The organism is Nostoc sp., assembly GCF_036917155.1.
GTDB lineage: Bacteria > Cyanobacteriota > Cyanobacteriia > Cyanobacteriales > Nostocaceae > Nostoc.
This window is the reverse complement of the sequence record NZ_JBALDZ010000207.1, coordinates 1-18,167: the sequence shown is the minus strand read 5'-3', so window position 1 is coordinate 18,167 and position 18,167 is coordinate 1. Positions and strand designations below refer to the sequence as shown.

Genomic DNA, 18,167 nt, shown 5'->3' with positions numbered 1-18,167 from the left:
AACGCCCAAGTATTCTTATGTGCTTGGTTTGATTTGAATTGTTGCGGGGTAAGGCACAGCCCTACCCGCTCTTTGTGCCAGTTGCGTAAGTCCTGTCTAATTTAAAATGCCTGGTTAGCGATCGCCTGTCTGTCAGAATGCCTTGAAGCGCAAATCCCCCACACTACCACTGTGCAAGTCATGTTCAGATGTGTTTGCCCTTCTACCTGCCCGCGCTTTATGCCAGTTGCGTAAGTCCTGTTATTCTTAATAAGAGAATAGGAGCTAATGAAAGATATCTCCTTTAATGTAGTACATTAGCACTACTGAGGTGCGATCGCCCTGTGCCAGTTGCGTAAGTCCTGCTAATTTTTGTCGCCAGCGTTCTAGTCTTAATAGTGCTGATTGATGTACAGCTTTTAGATGTTCTAGTCGTTGTTTAATAGCCGCTATTTCAGCATCCAGTTGCAATGCTAATTCTGCTTGGATATCAACAACTTCTTCCTGAACTCCCTGAGTTTCCCAAATAGCGGTGATGATAGCAGCTTCTTCTTCAGGAGTCTGGCAATTGGTTAGCTGTTCCCAGAGATGAGCAGCAGTTTGGGAAAGTCCTGCTAAGGATTGTTGAGCGAGTGCTAAATTCATGACTACCACTCCTCACAAGTTTGGTAGTATTCATATTCAGCTTCAATTTGTTCTAAGATAGCTATAGTGCCTGAATCTAAATTAGTATTGAAAGATAAATTGGAAGCAATTTCTTGTTTAGGTTGAAGATTTTGATGAGCAGCAGTAGTTGAGTCAAGTGAAGTTGTCAGTGTTTGCATAAATGTTGCTTGCTTACAGCACTTCCGGCAGCTATGAGGTACATCCTCAAAACTGAAAGCTATGCTAGGAGGGGGCAAGGATAAAAACTGTATTGCATAATAGCGGGAAGCGCTGTAATGCTAGAAACCGTGGCGCGATAGCGCGTCTGGAGAGCAACCGCAGCAAGTTTATCTGTCAATGGCTAGGATTCCAAACCCTCACACAAATACCCGAAAAAGTTTAATTTATTAGTGTTCATTAAGATGGATATTCTTTTATTATTATTGACGTAGATCATCAATAGGTGGATGCCAACCTGCTGTTAACCAAAGTTGACGAGAATTTAGAATAAACCCATCATCATGGTCTTGATCATTAAAATCAAAACGACTGCAAGTTGCACGACCTATAGGAGTTGTTCCAATGATATTTAACCCATTTTTTGTCCAGATAAAATGCTCTGACCAATTTTGATTTCTCGGATTAAATAATGGAACTTCTGTTTGTGTTTCTGGATCAATCCCAGTTGTAAAATTATACCGCCTTTGATTACAACGATGACAAGCTAAAGCCAAATTATTGAGATCGTCTGATCCTCTTAAAGATTGAGGAATAATGTGATCAATGGTAAAGGGTGTTGCATTTGAGCGTTCTGGAGAGTGACAATATTCACACAAGTATTTTGCCCTTTTACGGACGTTTAAGCGAACAAAATTGTTGATGACCACAATTAAGAAGCAAGTTTAGCGTTGATAAAACTGAAGATTTTTTCTAATTCTAATAACCCAGCTAATTCTGCTTGTTCATCTGAATTGAGTAAATTTTCTTTATTTTTTTCTAATAGTTCCTCTAAACGTATTTGTAATTCTTCAGTAAAAGAAAAAGGACGAAACTGATCGGAAAGATTAAGTTTTATTCCATTTGGTAGCCAAGATGAAGGCTGTTTCATTAATTCTTTCATGGGTATCTCCATTAATCGAGGATTTTGGTCATTAGGTTGACTGGGGTTAGATGCTGGAATATTCGGCAATTTACTGAGGAAGGTTCATTGGTTTTTGTCGGTGGGGGAATGATATTATTATGCACTTGGTCAGTGCCTTAAATAAGTTTTTTTGATTACAATTAAGGTTGATACTTGCGAATAAAAAGCGTTAGACGCGAGCAGCCCGATAACTACTAATGTCTACTAGCTACTATCCGGTTATCCTTTATCCACCACTAGCAAGACGGTTTACTAACGCTTATCAAGCACGGGAGCATCTGAAAGCTTCGTTGCAAGGATGCGTTCAATTACCAAATGTAAATGGTACGGCCAAGCAAGGTGTCAGTGAAAAGCAATTTTTTCGCCATTTACTGTGTGCGTTTCTAGAGAATCTTATCTGTCAAGCGGTGGAATTTGAAATTCCTGGTTCGTCTCGACGCTATTCAGCTGATTTTATCCTTTACCATCGGTTCTCTGGGTTAGCTCTGGATATTGAGATTGATGAACCTTATACTGGAGATACAGGTAAACCTCACCACTGTATTGATGTTGATGACGATAAAATCCGTAACCGTTTTTTCTTAGAGCGCAATTGGGGTGTGGTGAGATTTGCAGAAGTTCAGGTGGTGCGTCATCCTTGGAGTTGTTGTAAGGCGATCGCTCAAATCATCGCTAGATTAACTGGAGATGATAGTGTATTCATATTATTGCAAAAATTAGCTGATGTTCCTAAGAAATTTAATGGTTGTTTGTCTGGGATTGAAGATCATGGCAGTTACGCCTAGAGAGTTTATCCCTCTCTAAGTGGCGTTAGCTGCGCTAGAACCAACTTTTCCACATTTTACTTACATAAATTTTCGCCTGAAACCTTTGATTGGCTTGGGTCACTCAGAAAAATTAGATTTGCTGCTTCTTAGCAAGAAGTTCCTCTAGTTCAGTTATTCTCGCTTGCAATGCCGCCACTTCTTGTTCAGAATAGCGAATAGGAATGTGCTGTGGACAGTTCCAATTCCAAGCTTCAATGTGAAACAGAATCACTCGTTCCACTTCTGCTTCATAGTTAGGAAGTTTCAGGCTTTCAATTAGTTCGCTATCATCTTCTACATACATAGCCCGCCCCCAAATTTTCAACCGTCGGCGATGGCGATAATCCATCAAAAACAAAAAAGCTTTATCATTTTCGTCAAGATTACCAACGGTAACATATTGAACATTGCCTTTGAAGTCAGCAAATCCTAAAGTCTTTTCATCTAAAGCTTTCAAAAACCCAGGTTGTCCACCACGAAATTGAATGTAGGGATAACCATTAGAACCGACGGTTCCCAAATAAAAACCATCCATTTGGGCGATAAATTCCTCAATTTCTGGTGTGATGGTATCGTTAGAAGGCCCATTTTGTTCAAATCGAGCATAGGTCTGCCGTGAGCCACGTTGTTCTTGAGCAACTTTGACAGCAGGCGTGAAAGCAATTTGCGTAAATTTACGTGCCATATAACTCTTTATTTTTACATATCTAAAAACAGGGGAAGATAGAGAAAAGACAAGGGAGCAGAGAAGGGAAAAAATTCCTCTGACTCTCTACCTTCTCCATATCACTGGGTGTTATTTGCCTATACCAAGGCAGGTGCTGCAATTCCTTGCATTCCTATAAAACCGGGAAGGGTCTTAACTCGCTCAATCCATGCCAGAATATGAGGATAAGAGTCAAGAGCAATTTTGCCATCTGGTGCTAAGGCAACATAGGGGAATACTGCTATATCTGCAATAGTTATCCGCTCGAACTCTAACCATTGGCGATCGCGCAAATGTTGGTTAAGTTGTGTAAGAATAAACTCTGCTTTTTGGTTAGCTCTGTCAATATCAATACTGGTGGCATTAAACAGATAGTACAAACGAGCCGATTCTGGCCACTGACGCACTTCACCCGCAGTTGTAGATAGCCAACGTACAACCTGACTAAGTGAGACAGCATCCAGTGGCAACCATTGTTCACCACCATAAAAACGAGCCAAATAAACCAAAATTGCCTGTGCGTCTTTTATAATTGTGTCGCCATCCACTAATACGGGAACTTGACCGAAGGGATTAAGCGACTGAAATTCAGAGGCTTTGTGTTCCCCCTGAAGCAAATCGACCTTAATCCATTCATGTTCAATGCCCAATAGTGATAGCAAGAGCTTGACCTTATAGCTGTTACCAGAGAGTTCGTGACCATAAAGCTTAATCATTGGTTAATCCTCAATATTCTGTAAAAAGAAGCACTGTTAGGTTAAAAATTAGCGGTCTAACGGGAATAAGAACGACAGCAATCAGAGATAGTCACGGCAAGTTGATTTCTCCCGTTGTCAACTGAACCGTATTGGATTCGAGATGCTGCATAGACATCCCTGCAAATTAAGGAATTGGTACAGTCATTTTGTACCGAACGCTTGGTACAAAATGACTGTACCAATCGTTCGGTATAATGTCAAGAGATGAGATTTAAATTTCTGTAAATGGCAAAAGATACTTATATTCCCTGCTTGCTACAACTGTTTCGACAGTATGGTTACGATGGGGCGACTTTATCGAAAATTTCACAAGCGACAGGTTTGGGGAAAGCCAGTCTCTACCATCACTTCCCCGGTGGGAAGGATGAAATGGTGACGGCGGTGTTGGATTTTATGGAATGTTGGTTGGAGGAACACATTTTACAGATACTTCGCGGTGGAGGGGATGCGCTGACTCGGTTGACTAAGATGTGTGAGCAGATTAACGAGCTATATGAAGGCGGACAACTACCCTGTATGTGTGCCATCTTGTTGATGGGGTCAGCACGAGATATCTTTCATACCTTGGTGCAAACACTATTACGAACCTGGATTGATGAGATAGCAACTGTTTTGAGGGCAGCCGGATTAGATGAGACGCTGGCTCATGAGCGTGGGGAAGATGCTGCTATTGCCATTCAAGGCGCTCTGATTGTGGCGCAGGGTTTGGATGATGTGGCTCCTTTTGTCCGTGTGATGAAACAATTGCCACAACAACTGTGCCAAGATTTGTAGGAGAGTGATTACTAGCTTGTGCTTCGTTAATCAGCCAATTCTTAAGTTGAAGATTTTTTGTATCGGGTAATAGGTGACAGAGTACTTCTATAGCCTTTTGACCCATATTCGACTCTGAGTGTGTGATTCTCAACTATTTTTCGTTTTATTACCTAAAAGCTAGAGTACACAAGAAGTTTAGACTTTTCATCTCCATTCTAGCTTTTATTGATTTGTTGACACCATTCTCAACTACTGAGACGTTCGTTCTATCGCTATTGACTAAAAGAAAATTCATCTTTTGCGATCGCAAGAGAGCGGGTGCTTGCACCATCGCTCAATTGAGAGTATCGCCAAACAGGATCACCAAAAGTGGACAAGACCCTTAATCCTGGCTGAGAAATGTCTTGATTGCAGGTCTGAGCGATTAGCATTGCAGGTCGTTACAGCTAGAGAGTTCAGGCTTCATACCCTGGATGACATTAATTTGGCACAGCGACAAATAAAAAGTCACTGTACAACTTCATTGTAAATGCGTCTGACGGTGTATGTTTCAAAACACACCTTAGTTAGAGTCTCCATGCCAGATTACTGTGATAGTATACGGCTCATTCCTGTTGTTACTTGTAGGAGACAATTATGGAAATCAGTAGACGCAGCTTTAAACCAATGGATCAAGCACAAGTTACAGCCCTGTTAGCGCGTACCCGTGAGGCAGCAGCTAAAGGGGAGTATGAACGATATAAAACTACAACCCAAAATGATAGTACAGCCATGAATCCAGCTTGGCTAGGGTAGATATTAATACTATCTTTAATCGTTTTATTTACGCAGCGATGTCTACGACGGGCTACGCCTACGCAATTTCGCAGGAGTGAGTATATCATGTCCGGCTGATTAGTTATGATTCCTCCCATCTATACAAAAATCTGAAAACTCTTTCTCCCCATAAGTCCAAAATTTCATCATTAAGAAACCACAATGCCTGAATTGTTTAAAGGAGAATTTTCTCGTCGTCAGATTCTAACAACTGCTGGATTAGGAGCCATTTCAGCCGCCGCACTTGGTAGTATGGGCGAAGAGGTTGCCGCCCAACAACCGACTGGGCAACCTACGCCACGAGGAGGTTCCTTACCGCCTCAGATTCAGTTTCCGCCCATCTCGGAAAAGACTGAGGTGGATACGGGTGGGCCTCCAACTGCATTACCTCCAGAGCGACGCTTAGGATTTGCGATCGTCGGACTGGGTAGATTGGCATTAGAAGAAATCATGCCTGCGTTTGCAGAATGTAAATTGGCAAAGCCAACTGCATTAGTTAGTGGCGATGCTGCCAAAGCAAATCTTGTTGCCCAACAGTATGGCATCAAACCGCAGAACGTTTACAACTATCAGAATTACGACAATCTCCGCAACAATTCAGACGTTGACGTGATCTATATTGTATTGCCTAACAGTATGCACCGGGAATATACGGTGCGTGGTGCAAAAGCTGGGAAGCACATTTTGTGTGAGAAGCCAATGGCAACCACAGTAGAAGATTGTCAACAGATGATCGATGCGTGCAAACAAGCCGATCGCAAGTTGATGATTGCTTATCGCTGCCAATATGAACCGCACCATCGCGCCATGATTCAAATGATCCGCAGCAAAGAATTAGGAACTGTAAAGGTTATTCAGGCAGATAACGGACAAAACCAGGGAGGTGACTTAAACCAGTGGCGATTGAAACGCGCTCTAGCTGGAGGTGGCTGTTTACCGGATGTGGGAATTTACTGCTTGAATGCAACTCGTTATTTGACGGGAGAGGAACCGATCGCAATTAGCGCCCAAATCTTCAGCACTCCTGGCGATCCGCGCTTCACAGAAGTTGAAGAAAGTGTCACCTTCCAGCTGCGGTTTCCCAGTGGCATACTAGGAATTTGCTCCACTAGCTACGGCTTTCACGAAGGGCGGCGGTTTCGCGTCTTCGGCTCTGATGCTTGGGGACAACTCGATCCGGCGTTCTCCTACAACGGTTTGCGGATGATGGTTTCACGCAAATCACCAACCAATAGCATGGCAGAAAATGTTAGCGAAGTGCGGATAAGTGAGAAGAATCAGTTTGCTTTAGAAATTGATCATTTTGCAGATTGTGTGATTGGGAATAAGCAACCTCATACCCCTGGTGAAGAAGGTTTGCAAGACCAAAAACTGACAGCGGTGATTTACGAAGCCGCACAAACAGGCAAAACCATCACTCTCCCTCGTGTATCAGGGTTAGATACCACTCGTGGCCCCGTTCCTCGAATGCTGAAGTAAATATGTGCATACCGCAGTCATGACAACCTCTGCTTGGAGTCCGCTCCGTAAATCTTTGTTTCGCGATCGCTGGATTGCCTCAATTGTCTCCAACATTGGTGGTTGGATGGAGGACACGGCGGCAACTTGGCTAATGACTTCTCTCACCACCTCTCCCCTATTGGTGGCACTTATGCAAACAGCCGCAACTTTGCCGGTGCTGCTGTTAGGATTACCAGCCGGAGCAACGGCAGATATTTTTGATCGCCGTCGGTTACTCCTGTTTTGGCAAGTCTGGATGCTGATTGCTGCACTCATGTTGAGTGGATTAATTTTTGCAGGTAGAATTACACCGTGGTCACTATTGGGGCTGACGTTTTTCCTCAACTTGGGAGCGGCAATGAATGGCCCGGCTTGGCACTAAATCCCCGTTACAAAACGCGCTGCTTGATAGAAGCAGGGGACTTAAACCCCCAAAGTTCGCTTCCGTTAGTCAGGAATATTTTTATAAGACTCTGATCCCGTTAGCCAAAGTTTTACAAACCTATAAACAAAAGTATTACAACTAAAAGCCGCAACGATAGATTGAAGGTTGTATCTTAAGTAATACTTGTATTTACAAGTATGTATTACATTTGCCAACAGGATCAGACTCTTTAAGCACTCTTGCTATTTATACTATTAATTTATCTGGGACAAAAGCAGGGTTAGATGATGATGCCGTCATAACTTGAATTCCATAGCTTTATGGATCTTTTATAGCTAAGTAGAAAACTCCAACCGATGTGCTGTACCATCATCTACAAAGCTCTGTTCCCCGATGCCGACTAATTCCACAATCATTTCACGTCTGATGGATGAAAACTCACCTTCTCTGGCTGCTATCTTAACAATGGTTTTTTGTTGTTCGGAATAAACATGGTAAGTTGTGGTGCAAAAGGCTCCTGTTTTGTACTCAAAAGTATGACCATCATCTTCATAAAGGGTAAATTCACCAACGCCCTTCCAAATCCGTAGTCTTATTTGGTCTATGGGATGTTCATCGACATATTGCATTACTGGTGCGATCGGAATAATCGAGCCAGCACGAACATATAACGGCATTATCTCCAGTGGTGCGGATGCCAGAATGTGAGTTGGCCCCTTAATTGTCTCCCCACTCCACCAGTCGTACCAACAACCTTCAGGTAAGTACACGACACGGTGTTCAACGCCGGGACGGAAAATTGGTGCCGCTAGTAAGGAGGGGCCTAGCATTACTTGATCGGCCAGAGAAAAGGTTTTGGGATCGTTGGGGAAATGATAGAGAAGTGGGCGAAGAATTGGTGCGCCAGTAGTTGCAGCCAACCAAAAAAGAGTGTAAATGTAAGGTAGTAGTTGATAACGGAGTTCAATGTACTGGCGGCAGATTTTTTCGACGCGATCGCCAAATACCCAAGGCTCATGTTGTGCAGTAGTTAATGCTGAGTGTCCCCGCATCAGGGGGTAAAGCATTCCTAGTTGCATCCACCGAGCAAATAGTTCCGGCGTAGCGTTTCCCGCAAACCCCCCAATATCACTACCGACAAAGGCAACACCCGATAGACCCAGGTTACAAAGCATTGGCAGAGACATTTCTAAGTGTTCCCACAGAGATTGATTGTCTCCCGTCCATACCGCCGACCAACGTTGAATGCCAGCATATCCAGCGCGTGTCAAGATAAAAGAGCGTTCAGTCGGACGAGATATTTGAGATGCTTGATAAGATGCCCGTGCCATCATTAGCCCATAAAGATTATGGATTTCCTTGTGGGTGGTTCTCTCGTCAGTTGGTCCGTGCGGTGCATCAAGAGGAAAGGAAATTTTGTTACCAGGGTCGCCGAATGGACGGTCATCAAGTGCGGGTTCATTCATGTCGTTCCAGATGCCGGCAACACCAATATCAGTTAGACTGTTTTGACAATTTCCCCACCAATCTCTAACTTCAGGACGCAGGAAATCAGGAAAGACAGCTTTATCCGGCCAAACATAGCCATGAAATAACTGACCATTAGTTTTTCGGATAAAATATTTGTTGCTTAATCCCTCGTCAAAAACTTTGTAATCTGCTTCTGGCTCGTATTTGACCCCCGGATCAACAATCGTCACTAGTTTAAACCCATCTTCCTTGAGGTTTTGGATTAATTCTTGAGGATCAGAAAATCGCTTGGGACTCCAGGTAAAAACCCGGTAGCCATTCATATAGTCAATGTCTAAATAGATAACATCACAGGGAATGCGACGCTGACGAAATTCATTAGCTAGTTTGCTTACTATATCTTGTGACTCGTAACTCCAGCGACATTGGTGATAACCTAATGACCATCGAGGTGGCAAGGGCATTCTACCTGTTAGTTGGGTATAAGTCTGCATAATTTTTGCAGGTTCAGGCCCATAAATAATGTAGTAATCCAGTTCACTCCCCTGAGTTTCCATCTGCCAGACTCCTGGCTGCTGTGTGCCCAGATCAAATCGGCTCCAAAAAGTAGTGTTGAAAAAAAGCCCGTACCCCAATCCCGGACGCAACCCGATAAAAAAGGGAATCGCCTGATACATACTGTCTGTCATGATCCCATAATCGATCACATCAGATGTCCAGTTAGTTCTCACTTTAGATCGCTGATCTAGTAAACCAGTCGGTTCACCAAAGCCATAGAAATGTTCGTCAGATTCAATCCGTTTCCACCCAGCAACAGTACCAGTTCGCCACCCCATCCCCAAGTCTGTATCCTGGGCAAAGGGCTGTCCTGCTGAGTCGAAGCACTGGATACGACACGGTGAGCGCGACACGACAATAGATAATTGCTCAGTTTTGATTTCTATAGCCTCTGCTTTTTCCTGCACTTCAAACGGCACAGTCGGCCATTCTTCATTCGCAAGTGCCACTGCCCACGATCGCCGGGATAGAAATTCACCAGTTGGGGTCATCCGCACCCGAATTAAGTTTGGTGCTAGCACACTAATTGTTAGACTAGGATCGCCACACTGGAAGAGGATGTGGCGCTGATTCTGTTGTATTGCTTCTACTGCTCCCAGGATTGACCAAGGCGCTTCGGTTGTGTGCAGTTGTCCAAAGTATTGCGGCATAATCCTTGATTCCAAGATCACTACTTTCCCCAATTGAGATTCACATAAACTACTGTTAAAAAGCGTGTATCTTTAGGTATAGCGTCTGATGAGTGCCACAGCAGCCTTGACGCGAACATTTGCATCTATGTCTTGATCTTGTGATTTTTATCTCATAGAAGAAATTTCGGCATGACAGGGGCTTTATACCTGTATCTGGTTTCTTGCTGCTACTGACAACTATAAGCAAGGGAAGTATTGTGTACCTGCTGCCAATAATCTCCGAAATGTCTTGCTATGCATGAGTTCACTTTGTTGGGGGTCTGCCGAAAGGTAGAGTCGAAAAGATGCGCCAGAGTCTTAAAGCTGTTACTTATTACAACAATAATGTTGTACTAAGTGGGTAGATGCGATGAAAAAGCGATTTTACAATTGAATACATCACAATCGGGTAGTAACAGATGATAAACGATCGCTTGAAGATGCAAGATCCACGTCGGCAATATCCAGGGCCGCCCTTCCCCCGTCAGCCGCAGCCTGCACCGGGACTCGCCCAAGAGATGAACCCTCAGCCGGATCATGGCGAACAGAGCTATACAGGATGTGGAAAGCTTGTAAACCGAAAGGCATTGATCACCGGAGGAGATTCCGGTATCGGGCGTGCCGTAGCGATCGCCTTTGCGCGTGAAGGGGCGGATGTGGCAATCTCCTATCTCCCCAGTGAAGAGCGGGACGCACGAGAGGTGATAGAACTGATCGAACAAGCGGGACGCAAGGGCATCGCTCTGACTGGTGACATTACGGATGAGAGTTTTTCCCGAAAACTTGTGGTTGATGCGGTAGAAGCGCTAGGCGGTTTAGATATTCTTGTCAACAACGCCGGCTCACAGAGTACTCATCCCTCCCTTGGCGATATCAGCTCTGAGGAGTTCGATAAAGTACTCAAGACCAACCTCTACGCGCTATTTTGGATTACGCAGTCGGCAGTGGCGCATCTAAAACCGGGCGCTGCTATCATTAATACAGCTTCTATTCAGGCTTATGAACCTTCACAGAGCATCATTGACTATGCGCTCACCAAAGCAGGCATTGTTGCTTTCACCAAAGCACTCTCCAAACAAATGATTGAGAAGGGTGTGCGCGTTAACGCTGTAGCGCCCGGTCCGTTCTGGACGCCGCTACAACCCAGTGGCGGTCAGACTCAGGAAAAGATTGAGAAATTTGGCTCTACGGTTCCGCTAGGACGACCCGGACAGCCTGTAGAGATCGCTCCTATATACGTGCTACTTGCTTCACAAGAGGCAAGCTATATCACAGGAGAGGTTTATGGCATAACGGGTGGTGTCGGGATCGCATAATCTCCGTTTGTACTATGATCTGCCAATTGGTTGCTCATCTAGTGGAGGATATCCGAGACTATAGAGACGAATGGCACTAAGTTAAATACAGCCCTTGCCCAAAGGCGAGACAAGCTTTTGGGCTTTACAAGCGTGCCATTCAATCAAGAGTCCATATTTAAATAATGACGAATAGCATTTAGGGTTTAGGGACAGCTTGTTTGAGAGCAGTAATAAAGGTATCAATTTCAGAGCGCGTATTATAAAAGTATAAGCTTACCCGTGCTGTAAACGTAATTCCTAAGTATTGGTGTAAAACCTCTGTAGCGTGAAAACCTGAGTTGATAACAATTCCGGAACGATCCAAAATCGCACATAAGTTGTGAGGATCAACATCTTCAATGGTAAAGATAGAGATACCGAGTCTACCATTCCTAGCAACTTCCGGTTTCGGTCCGTAAGTGCGAATTTTCGGAATCTGTTGTAGTTGCTCGAATAAATATTGGCTTATTTGAAGTTCTTCAGCATAGATGTTATCCATCCCTAGCTCTGTGAGATAATCAATGGCAGCACCAAAGGCGATTGTATCAGCAACTGCTGGTGTGCCAGCTTCAAATTTATCTGGGACATCTGCATAAGTAGCATCATTTCTTCTAACACTAATATTCATCTTTCCACCTCCAAGAAATGGAGGCATTTTTCGGAGTAAGTCCAACTTGCCATAAAGAAAGCCGATGCCAGTAGGTCCACACATTTTATGAGCAGAAGCAGCCAACCAGTCACAGTCAAGCTTTTGCACGTCGATAGGGATGTGTGGCAAGCTTTGGCAAGCATCAATGAGAATTTTGGCTCCGGCTTCATGAGCAATGGCAATGATCTCTTGGACTGGGTTAATACACCCTAAAGTATTAGATAGGTGTACTACAGAAACTAATTTAGTCCGCTCACTTATTAAAGATTTGAAATGTTCTAAATCAAATTCTTCTTCTGGTGTCAATTCCACAAATTTCAGCACAGCCCCAGTTTGCTGGGCAGTCAGTTGCCAGGGAATAATATTACTGTCATGTTCCATTACTGAAAGGATAATCTCATCTCCATCGCGCAAATTATTCATTGCCCAGCTATGAGCGACTAAATTAATCGCCTCTGTAGCATTGCGAGTGTAAACAATTTCTTGCTGTGAGGTAGCATTGATCAGCTTTGCAATTTTGTCCCTTACTCCTTCGTAAGCTTCAGTTGCTCTGTCACTAAGAGTATGGACACCGCGATGAACATTGGAATTGTACTCCAGGTAGTAATTTCGCAGTGCATTGACTACAACTAAGGGTTTTTGTGAAGTTTCTGCATTGTCAAGGTAAACCAGGGGTTTGCCATTAACTTTCTCTTGTAAAATTGGAAAGTCCCTACGAACTTGCTGTGCAAGAGTTATTTCCTTATTAATGGTCATTTTTTTAGCTTCGTCTCCTCATCAGAATGTTTTTCTGGAATAATATTCCACAAGTTATAAGACTTCTTGGCATTGTGGGTAAAGGGGTAGGTGGGGTCCCCTCTAGGGATAAGGGGCGGGGGTAAAGGGGAAAGGAATGGAATTTCCTCTTCCCCTTTAACATACACCCCAACATCTTGCAAAAGTAACTTTTGCAAGATGTCTATAGTGTCAAGACTATTGACATCAATGTTTGCAGTGATTGGGGTAAAGAGCCAGCCCTTTCAACGCGTACAAATGAACTATATCCTCTTGTGGGTAATTCAAGTTGTAAATTGCTAGAAAAAAAGTATTTTTTAGCAATTACAACTGTTCAAAAAATGAATGATATGAATTTATATATTAATTTATCGAAATTGAGTGATTTTAATTATGAATTAAGAGGTTTTAGTACCTAAAATCATGACTTATTACAAAAAATAAAGGTTCTTCAGTACCAATACGGTTCGGTTAAGCTCTAAGCGGTATTGAGAATAGAAAAAGTGAGTGTTCCTAATTTAGCTCCTTGCCCTCTATGTATCGGTTTCTTGGAAGGGAATTTGGCTCTAGTTTTTTTGACTACGCGAGGATTGCTTCGACCTTCTCTGCGAGACGCTACGCGAACAGGTTCTGGTATCTGCTCATCCAGAATTTCTCTTACAAGCCAGGTGAAAAAAAAGGAAATTCTTCGGTTTTAAGTCGCTGAAATTTAGGAACAGCACGACGGACAATGTTCAGTGTGCCAGTAAAACTTAATCTTAAGGGGGAAATATGAGTGGTTTGGGCAACCTGACACATAAGTGAACGCACAGCCCAATGTCCAAGCAGCCAGCCATAAACTTCCTGAACAACTTCACGAGGATTGAGAGAACGAATTAGAGTTTTGCGCCCTAAAAGATGGACTTTGAGTTCATCAATGGTACTTTCCACTTCCCAACGTTGATGATATTCAGTTGCCAACAATAAAGCGGGAAACAAGGAAATATCCGTCAAGCTGGTAATTAGACGGTAAATTGGCGGTTGGTCATCAGTATCAATGGTGTACTCAATAACTCGCACCATGATTTTTGTACAGCCTTTTTTCTTCGATTTCCCATCAGGAGCAATCCAAGACAGATAAGAACCATCTTCCAGGACTTTCTCGACTGGGAATTTTACATTTTTAGGTACTGGCTCATCACCCCTGCTCCGACTCGCTGCCGTGCTTCTGTTATTGATGATTTACAGGGTATTCGCCAATATTTCCCCATTCTCACCCACGCTTCACTTAAGCCATCCACAAGATTTTTCAGAACCGTCCTCATTGATGCTTTTGACCACAAGCTCATCGCAATCACCAGACAGATCACCAGATGCGACGGTAAAGCCCGCCTCCGTTCTTCATTACTCTGTGTCTGTGCGGTAAGCGAAGCCATGCCGTAGGCTTATCGCACTCGAGATTGCCTCTGCTGGAATAGCTGTTTCTAACGCTTTGAGTACCGTACCTGATTCCACGACAGGCGAGATCAGTGAAAATTCTTTAAGTTGCATTCAATCTCAGTACACTTGGGTGATAACCCTCAGTTTATCTGGTTTTTAGCTTAACCGAACCGTATTGTCTTCAGTACTTGTTATGCCAAATTATTAAGAATAGATATCGAACAATGTCAAAAAATATATCAATTATCTGCTAAAAGTACTGTAGGGATTGACATATCAAGAATATTTACTGATATCAAAGTTCCCAACCTTGAAGCTCTGGGATTCGCCTTTGGTTGGGTTGCGAGTGATTGTTAGTTAGCATCCCATTCCAACCAGCTTCACTGGGAGAAACTTGTGTAAGGATTCAGGTCAAGAGGTATTGACAAATGTGACATCTGAGGCGGAATATCACAATTATGGGAAAAGACCTGCTTCTGAAATTAGAGCGTGAAACCCTTCTCCAGTTAGCTCGGGAACAACTGGTGGACATAATTGTTGAGCAGGTGATCGCCATAGAGAAACTGAACTCCAGAATTTTAGAACTAGAAGAAAAAGTAGAGAAACTCAAGGTCAGTAGAGATAAAGAGCGCAAAACATCATCGAAACCACCATCGGGAGATATCCTCAAAAAAACAGAGAACAAGCAGCAGGATAAACTTCTTGAGAGTGAGAGTTATAACGATTGGGTCAATCAATTCAAATCCAAGTTGCAATCCTCTGTTGAGCAATGGATTAATCTTGCAGGAGCTACAGCAGGCCACCTTTTACGTTCTTTGCGCGATAAAGCAAATCAATGGTGGTATTTCCTTGATTACCCTGAAGTTCCTCCTGATAATAATCAGGCCGAACGCTCACTTCGTTTGGCTGTGACAAAACGTAAAGTTAGTGGCGGCTCCCGTTCGATGGACAGATTTAAACACACTGCCCATTTATTGACAGTAGTGCAAACTTGTCGTCGTCAAGGCAGATCTGTGATTGATTTTTTTGCACAAGCACTGCTGGCTAATTCTAATAGCTATCTGTCTCGCCCATCACTGCTTCCTAAATATTAGACCTGAATCCTTACAGATTTAGGTTAAATACCCGCAAATATGAGCAAGTAATTTTGACGATTTGTGGACTAGTAAGGTTACGAATTCGAGCGCTAATATTACCATTGTTTCATTTTTTGACGAAGACTACGTTTGTAGGTTTGTTCAAGGTTAAGGGCATTGAGAGCAAAGCGTCTTAAAAGCGCAAAATTCTGGGGACTGTGAAAAGAACGAATGCGACAAGCATCTTCCGCAAAAGTACAGTCGAGAGTCCAATGAGCCTCGTTTTCAATGCCCCAGTGTTTTCGGATAGCCCGACCGATAAGTTGAGCATCACTGTTTAAAGAGGTGAGATAAAATTGAACTTCGCGGGTAGTTTTGTTCCAAAGATGACGGACGCGCACAACTATCACTAGGCTTTGCAATCCTGCCCAGGCTTTGGGTTGGTAAAGCTGTGGAATCGCACTTACGGGTACACTCCAAACTTCACGGATTTCCCTGCGATGATGAGCTTTCTCAATCCGTTTGTCATAACTGACATCAACGCCTTGGAAATTGTTGGCTTTCTCAGTTTCAAACCATTGTTCGACTTGAGAGTGGAGAGTGGGATGATTGGCCTTGAGTGCCAAAACATAATCAGCTTTCTTAGCGACAATCTGTTTGGCAATTTCAGTTTGTGTCCCCATTGCATCAATGGTGATGATAGCGCCTGTAATATCGAGTAATTCCAACAATGCCGGAATCGCCGTAATTTCATTGGATTTATCTTCTACCTTCACCTGTGCCAATACCAAACGTTGTTCACTTGCCCAGGCACTAATGACGTGGAGTGCTGATTGACCTTGATTGCGGTCATAGGAACCCCTAATTGTCTTTCCATCTATGGGGATAATCTCTCCTCCCATCGAACCCACAAGGGTTTCCACCCATTGCAAAAAACATCGATTTAATGCTTCTGGGTCAATGAACTCAAATACCCTGCGAAAGGTGTCATCAGATGGAATACCGTTTGGTAATACTAAAAATTCTTCTAACCACGTTTGCTTGCTGATGCCATAATTCTCAATATCTTCCCACCCTTGCGCTCCAGCGATGATGGCTAAAATCGCAATTACTAAAATGTCGGTGAGTTGATGTTTTTTTGTTCGCTCTACTCTCGGGTCTTTGATATCCCCAAAATGCTCCACTAGACTCTGTTGAATACTGCCGATGTCTGCTATTTCTTTGGATTTTCGCTGACCACGCGAATTTTGAAGTGCATCAGCCGATTTACTTTCAAAGCCTTGTGACATCAACTTGACTCCTGGCAATTTTCCACAACAGCATTAAATTGATCTCATTGATCTTGCCCTTGAGTCAAGTGCGTTTTTTACATCTTTGTTTATGCTTATCTTAATTGATTTGTCAAGCTTAAATTATACCAAATTAGATGAGCTTACCCTGCAAGAACAGGACTGTAAAGACTTATCTTAGTAGCTTCTGTTGGGTAATTTTTTCATTCTTTATCTTGACAACAAGGTAAATAACTTGAGTGCAGCACAATTTCAAACCTAGCTACTTCAACTTGTTTCTACCTCCAGACTTCGCCATAGATACCAACTGGCAATCGAGCGATAAGGTTTCCACATCTGTCCTAAATCTTCTACAGTTTTTTTCTTAGGCAGTTCTGCTAAACCGTAAACCCGGCGAATCCCTGCACGGATACCTAAGTCATCTACAGGTAGCACATCTTGGCGATGTAAACGAAACATCAATAACATCTGCACTGTCCAGCGTCCAATACCTTTGATTGGTGTTAAAGTCTCGATGATAGATTCATCATCCATTGTCTGCAATTCCTCCAGGGTAGGTAATCCTTCCATAACTTTTTGAGCTAAATCTTTTAAATACAAAACTTTGGAACCTGAAACACCAGCTCGCATCTCAAGTATAAGAATACTTTAATACTTGGGTTTTGGCGTTTTTTTCGCCTATTTTTCGTCAAGCTCCTTGTTTTACAATTCCTGTGCCTTTGCCCTGTTAACATGAGAAAGTTGAGCAAAGATGCTTGAAGATTGGCTGTTCTCACAACTGCCAGTCATCAGCTAAAGCTAAATTTTCTGAGTTATTAAACATCTAATATCAAGCTAATAAATGTTAACGACTTAAGTTCAGGATGAAAATCATGATTTTCACTTGTCAAGGTAATCCAAAATCAGCAATTCTGACAGAATAAGGTTTTGTCGCAAAAAACTACTTTTGTTATTACTTAGCAACGCTGTCAATAATAGTACAAGCAACTGCTTTCAATCAAGACCTATTGTCTGTTGTGTTTCCTGTGTTCCCGATCTAGCCGAGTTTCCCTAATTTCTATGAGTTACAAAAAATACATTGCTGGCATTCCAAACATTGCCAAACTAAAGCTTACAAGCAAAGGCAGTATCCGCGATCGCAACCTACAGATACCAGATACTGCTAACTTCAACACCTATACTAACGCTTGAATACGTCACAAGCTTTTGAGTTGAATACGAAGTTAAAGGTGGGGACTGAAATCAACTTTCTTGCTTGGTTATAGCTTGACTAATCCACCAGTATGCATAGGTCGAGAGCTTATAACCTCGGTTGGGATCAAACTTTTCTATACCTTTGGTTGAGTCGATGGGAGCTATTATGCTCCGCACCTCTCATTTAGATCCAGACGTACCCGTTTCCGTGTATCTGGCTCCCGATATTCTTAAAGGT

17 protein-coding genes and 4 pseudogenes are annotated in these 18,167 nt (G+C 43.0%); 8 read left to right on the top strand and 13 right to left on the bottom strand.

Going from position 1 to position 18,167, the window contains the following annotated elements; translation table 11 throughout:
* Positions 1-264: 264 nt before the first annotated feature.
* From V7K67_RS26660 to V7K67_RS26645, 4 genes are all read right to left on the bottom strand, one after another.
* Positions 265-624 carry a hypothetical protein gene (locus V7K67_RS26660; RefSeq protein ID WP_335169101.1) on the bottom strand — a complete coding sequence of 120 codons (360 nt, stop codon included), beginning with the start codon at positions 622-624 and terminating at the stop codon, positions 265-267.
* A gap of 2 nt (positions 625-626) precedes the next feature.
* A complete protein-coding gene (locus tag V7K67_RS26655; protein WP_335169099.1) occupies positions 627-803 on the bottom strand; it encodes a hypothetical protein in 177 nt (58 codons plus the stop codon).
* Between the two features lie 261 nt (positions 804-1,064).
* Entirely contained in the window at positions 1,065-1,511 is a 447-nt protein-coding gene (locus tag V7K67_RS26650; protein WP_335169097.1) for an HNH endonuclease, read from the bottom strand.
* Between the two features lie 2 nt (positions 1,512-1,513).
* A complete protein-coding gene (locus V7K67_RS26645; RefSeq protein ID WP_335169095.1) occupies positions 1,514-1,813 on the bottom strand; it encodes a hypothetical protein in 300 nt (99 codons plus the stop codon).
* A 149-nt stretch (positions 1,814-1,962) separates the two neighbouring features.
* On the opposite strand from V7K67_RS26645, the gene V7K67_RS26640 reads away from it, so the two are divergent.
* Positions 1,963-2,550 (top strand): hypothetical protein, encoded by a 588-nt coding sequence (locus tag V7K67_RS26640; protein WP_335169093.1) that lies wholly within the window; start codon positions 1,963-1,965, stop codon positions 2,548-2,550.
* Between the two features lie 112 nt (positions 2,551-2,662).
* On the opposite strand, the gene V7K67_RS26635 is transcribed toward V7K67_RS26640, so the two are convergent.
* Together V7K67_RS26635 and V7K67_RS26630 are read right to left on the bottom strand one after the other, a co-directional pair.
* Complete coding sequence (locus V7K67_RS26635) at positions 2,663-3,256, bottom strand: pyridoxamine 5'-phosphate oxidase family protein (RefSeq protein WP_335169091.1); 594 nt, start codon at positions 3,254-3,256, stop codon at positions 2,663-2,665.
* Positions 3,257-3,375: 119 nt separating this feature from the next.
* Complete coding sequence (locus V7K67_RS26630; protein ID WP_335169089.1) at positions 3,376-3,993, bottom strand: glutathione S-transferase family protein; 618 nt, start codon at positions 3,991-3,993, stop codon at positions 3,376-3,378.
* 267 nt (positions 3,994-4,260) lie between these two features.
* On the opposite strand from V7K67_RS26630, the gene V7K67_RS26625 reads away from it, so the two are divergent.
* Entirely contained in the window at positions 4,261-4,809 is a 549-nt protein-coding gene (locus V7K67_RS26625; RefSeq protein WP_335169087.1) for a TetR/AcrR family transcriptional regulator, read from the top strand.
* 254 nt (positions 4,810-5,063) lie between these two features.
* On the opposite strand, the gene V7K67_RS26620 is transcribed toward V7K67_RS26625, so the two are convergent.
* On the bottom strand, positions 5,064-5,222 hold the full coding sequence (locus V7K67_RS26620; RefSeq protein ID WP_335169085.1) for a hypothetical protein: 159 nt from the start codon (positions 5,220-5,222) through the stop codon (positions 5,064-5,066).
* A gap of 205 nt (positions 5,223-5,427) precedes the next feature.
* Here V7K67_RS26620 and V7K67_RS26615 point away from each other — a divergent pair, with 205 nt between their 5' ends.
* The 3 genes from V7K67_RS26615 to V7K67_RS26605 all read left to right on the top strand — a co-directional run bounded on the left by V7K67_RS26615 (position 5,428) and on the right by V7K67_RS26605 (position 7,489).
* Positions 5,428-5,586, top strand: a complete 159-nt coding sequence (locus V7K67_RS26615) for a hypothetical protein (RefSeq protein ID WP_335169083.1) — start codon at positions 5,428-5,430, stop codon at positions 5,584-5,586.
* Positions 5,587-5,769: 183 nt separating this feature from the next.
* Positions 5,770-7,086, top strand: a complete 1,317-nt coding sequence (locus V7K67_RS26610) for a Gfo/Idh/MocA family protein (protein WP_335169081.1) — start codon at positions 5,770-5,772, stop codon at positions 7,084-7,086.
* A gap of 4 nt (positions 7,087-7,090) precedes the next feature.
* The gene (locus V7K67_RS26605) at positions 7,091-7,489 is read left to right on the top strand and encodes an MFS transporter (RefSeq protein ID WP_335169079.1); all 399 of its coding nucleotides are present in this window, start codon (positions 7,091-7,093) and stop codon (positions 7,487-7,489) included.
* Positions 7,490-7,827: 338 nt separating this feature from the next.
* Here V7K67_RS26605 and V7K67_RS26600 read toward each other — a convergent pair whose 3' ends face one another.
* Positions 7,828-10,170: a glycoside hydrolase family 31 protein gene (locus tag V7K67_RS26600; protein WP_335169077.1), complete on the bottom strand. Its 2,343-nt coding sequence runs from the start codon at positions 10,168-10,170 to the stop codon at positions 7,828-7,830.
* 440 nt (positions 10,171-10,610) lie between these two features.
* On the opposite strand from V7K67_RS26600, the gene V7K67_RS26595 reads away from it, so the two are divergent.
* Entirely contained in the window at positions 10,611-11,507 is an 897-nt protein-coding gene (locus V7K67_RS26595) for an SDR family oxidoreductase (RefSeq protein WP_335169075.1), read from the top strand.
* Between the two features lie 178 nt (positions 11,508-11,685).
* Here the strand turns inward: V7K67_RS26595 and V7K67_RS26590 are convergent, their stop codons facing one another.
* Together V7K67_RS26590 and V7K67_RS26585 are read right to left on the bottom strand one after the other, a co-directional pair.
* A complete protein-coding gene (locus V7K67_RS26590) occupies positions 11,686-12,933 on the bottom strand; it encodes a SufS family cysteine desulfurase (protein ID WP_335169073.1) in 1,248 nt (415 codons plus the stop codon).
* Positions 12,934-13,608: 675 nt separating this feature from the next.
* Positions 13,609-14,481, bottom strand: a pseudogene (locus V7K67_RS26585) (transposase domain-containing protein).
* Between the two features lie 575 nt (positions 14,482-15,056).
* Here V7K67_RS26585 and V7K67_RS34585 point away from each other — a divergent pair.
* Positions 15,057-15,464: pseudogene (locus V7K67_RS34585) on the top strand (IS66 family transposase); the annotation flags it as partial.
* Between the two features lie 104 nt (positions 15,465-15,568).
* Here the strand turns inward: V7K67_RS34585 and V7K67_RS26575 are convergent.
* Together V7K67_RS26575 and V7K67_RS26570 are read right to left on the bottom strand one after the other, a co-directional pair.
* A pseudogene (locus tag V7K67_RS26575) lies at positions 15,569-16,735 on the bottom strand (ISAs1 family transposase); the annotation flags it as partial.
* 267 nt (positions 16,736-17,002) lie between these two features.
* The gene (locus tag V7K67_RS26570; protein WP_335169070.1) at positions 17,003-17,365 is read right to left on the bottom strand and encodes a DNA-3-methyladenine glycosylase family protein; all 363 of its coding nucleotides are present in this window, start codon (positions 17,363-17,365) and stop codon (positions 17,003-17,005) included.
* Between the two features lie 429 nt (positions 17,366-17,794).
* Between V7K67_RS26570 and V7K67_RS26565 the strand changes: the two genes are divergently transcribed.
* Complete coding sequence (locus V7K67_RS26565) at positions 17,795-17,926, top strand: hypothetical protein (protein WP_335169067.1); 132 nt, start codon at positions 17,795-17,797, stop codon at positions 17,924-17,926.
* A gap of 63 nt (positions 17,927-17,989) precedes the next feature.
* On the opposite strand, the pseudogene V7K67_RS26560 reads toward V7K67_RS26565, so the two are convergent.
* Positions 17,990-18,073: pseudogene (locus tag V7K67_RS26560) on the bottom strand (sigma factor); the annotation flags it as partial.
* Positions 18,074-18,167 lie beyond the last annotated feature (94 nt).

Coding starts and splice junctions, on each gene's coding strand:
- V7K67_RS26660 (WP_335169101.1), bottom strand. CDS start 624: ATGAATTTAGCACTCGCTCAACAATCCTTAGCAGGACTTTCCCAAACT.
- V7K67_RS26655 (WP_335169099.1), bottom strand. CDS start 803: ATGCAAACACTGACAACTTCACTTGACTCAACTACTGCTGCTCATCAA.
- V7K67_RS26640 (WP_335169093.1), top strand. CDS start 1,963: ATGTCTACTAGCTACTATCCGGTTATCCTTTATCCACCACTAGCAAGA.
- V7K67_RS26635 (WP_335169091.1), bottom strand. CDS start 3,256: ATGGCACGTAAATTTACGCAAATTGCTTTCACGCCTGCTGTCAAAGTT.
- V7K67_RS26630 (WP_335169089.1), bottom strand. CDS start 3,993: ATGATTAAGCTTTATGGTCACGAACTCTCTGGTAACAGCTATAAGGTC.
- V7K67_RS26625 (WP_335169087.1), top strand. CDS start 4,261: ATGGCAAAAGATACTTATATTCCCTGCTTGCTACAACTGTTTCGACAG.
- V7K67_RS26620 (WP_335169085.1), bottom strand. CDS start 5,222: ATGCTAATCGCTCAGACCTGCAATCAAGACATTTCTCAGCCAGGATTA.
- V7K67_RS26615 (WP_335169083.1), top strand. CDS start 5,428: ATGGAAATCAGTAGACGCAGCTTTAAACCAATGGATCAAGCACAAGTT.
- V7K67_RS26610 (WP_335169081.1), top strand. CDS start 5,770: ATGCCTGAATTGTTTAAAGGAGAATTTTCTCGTCGTCAGATTCTAACA.
- V7K67_RS26600 (WP_335169077.1), bottom strand. CDS start 10,170: ATGCCGCAATACTTTGGACAACTGCACACAACCGAAGCGCCTTGGTCA.
- V7K67_RS26595 (WP_335169075.1), top strand. CDS start 10,611: ATGATAAACGATCGCTTGAAGATGCAAGATCCACGTCGGCAATATCCA.
- V7K67_RS26590 (WP_335169073.1), bottom strand. CDS start 12,933: ATGACCATTAATAAGGAAATAACTCTTGCACAGCAAGTTCGTAGGGAC.
- V7K67_RS26570 (WP_335169070.1), bottom strand. CDS start 17,365: ATGCGAGCTGGTGTTTCAGGTTCCAAAGTTTTGTATTTAAAAGATTTA.
- V7K67_RS26565 (WP_335169067.1), top strand. CDS start 17,795: ATGAGTTACAAAAAATACATTGCTGGCATTCCAAACATTGCCAAACTA.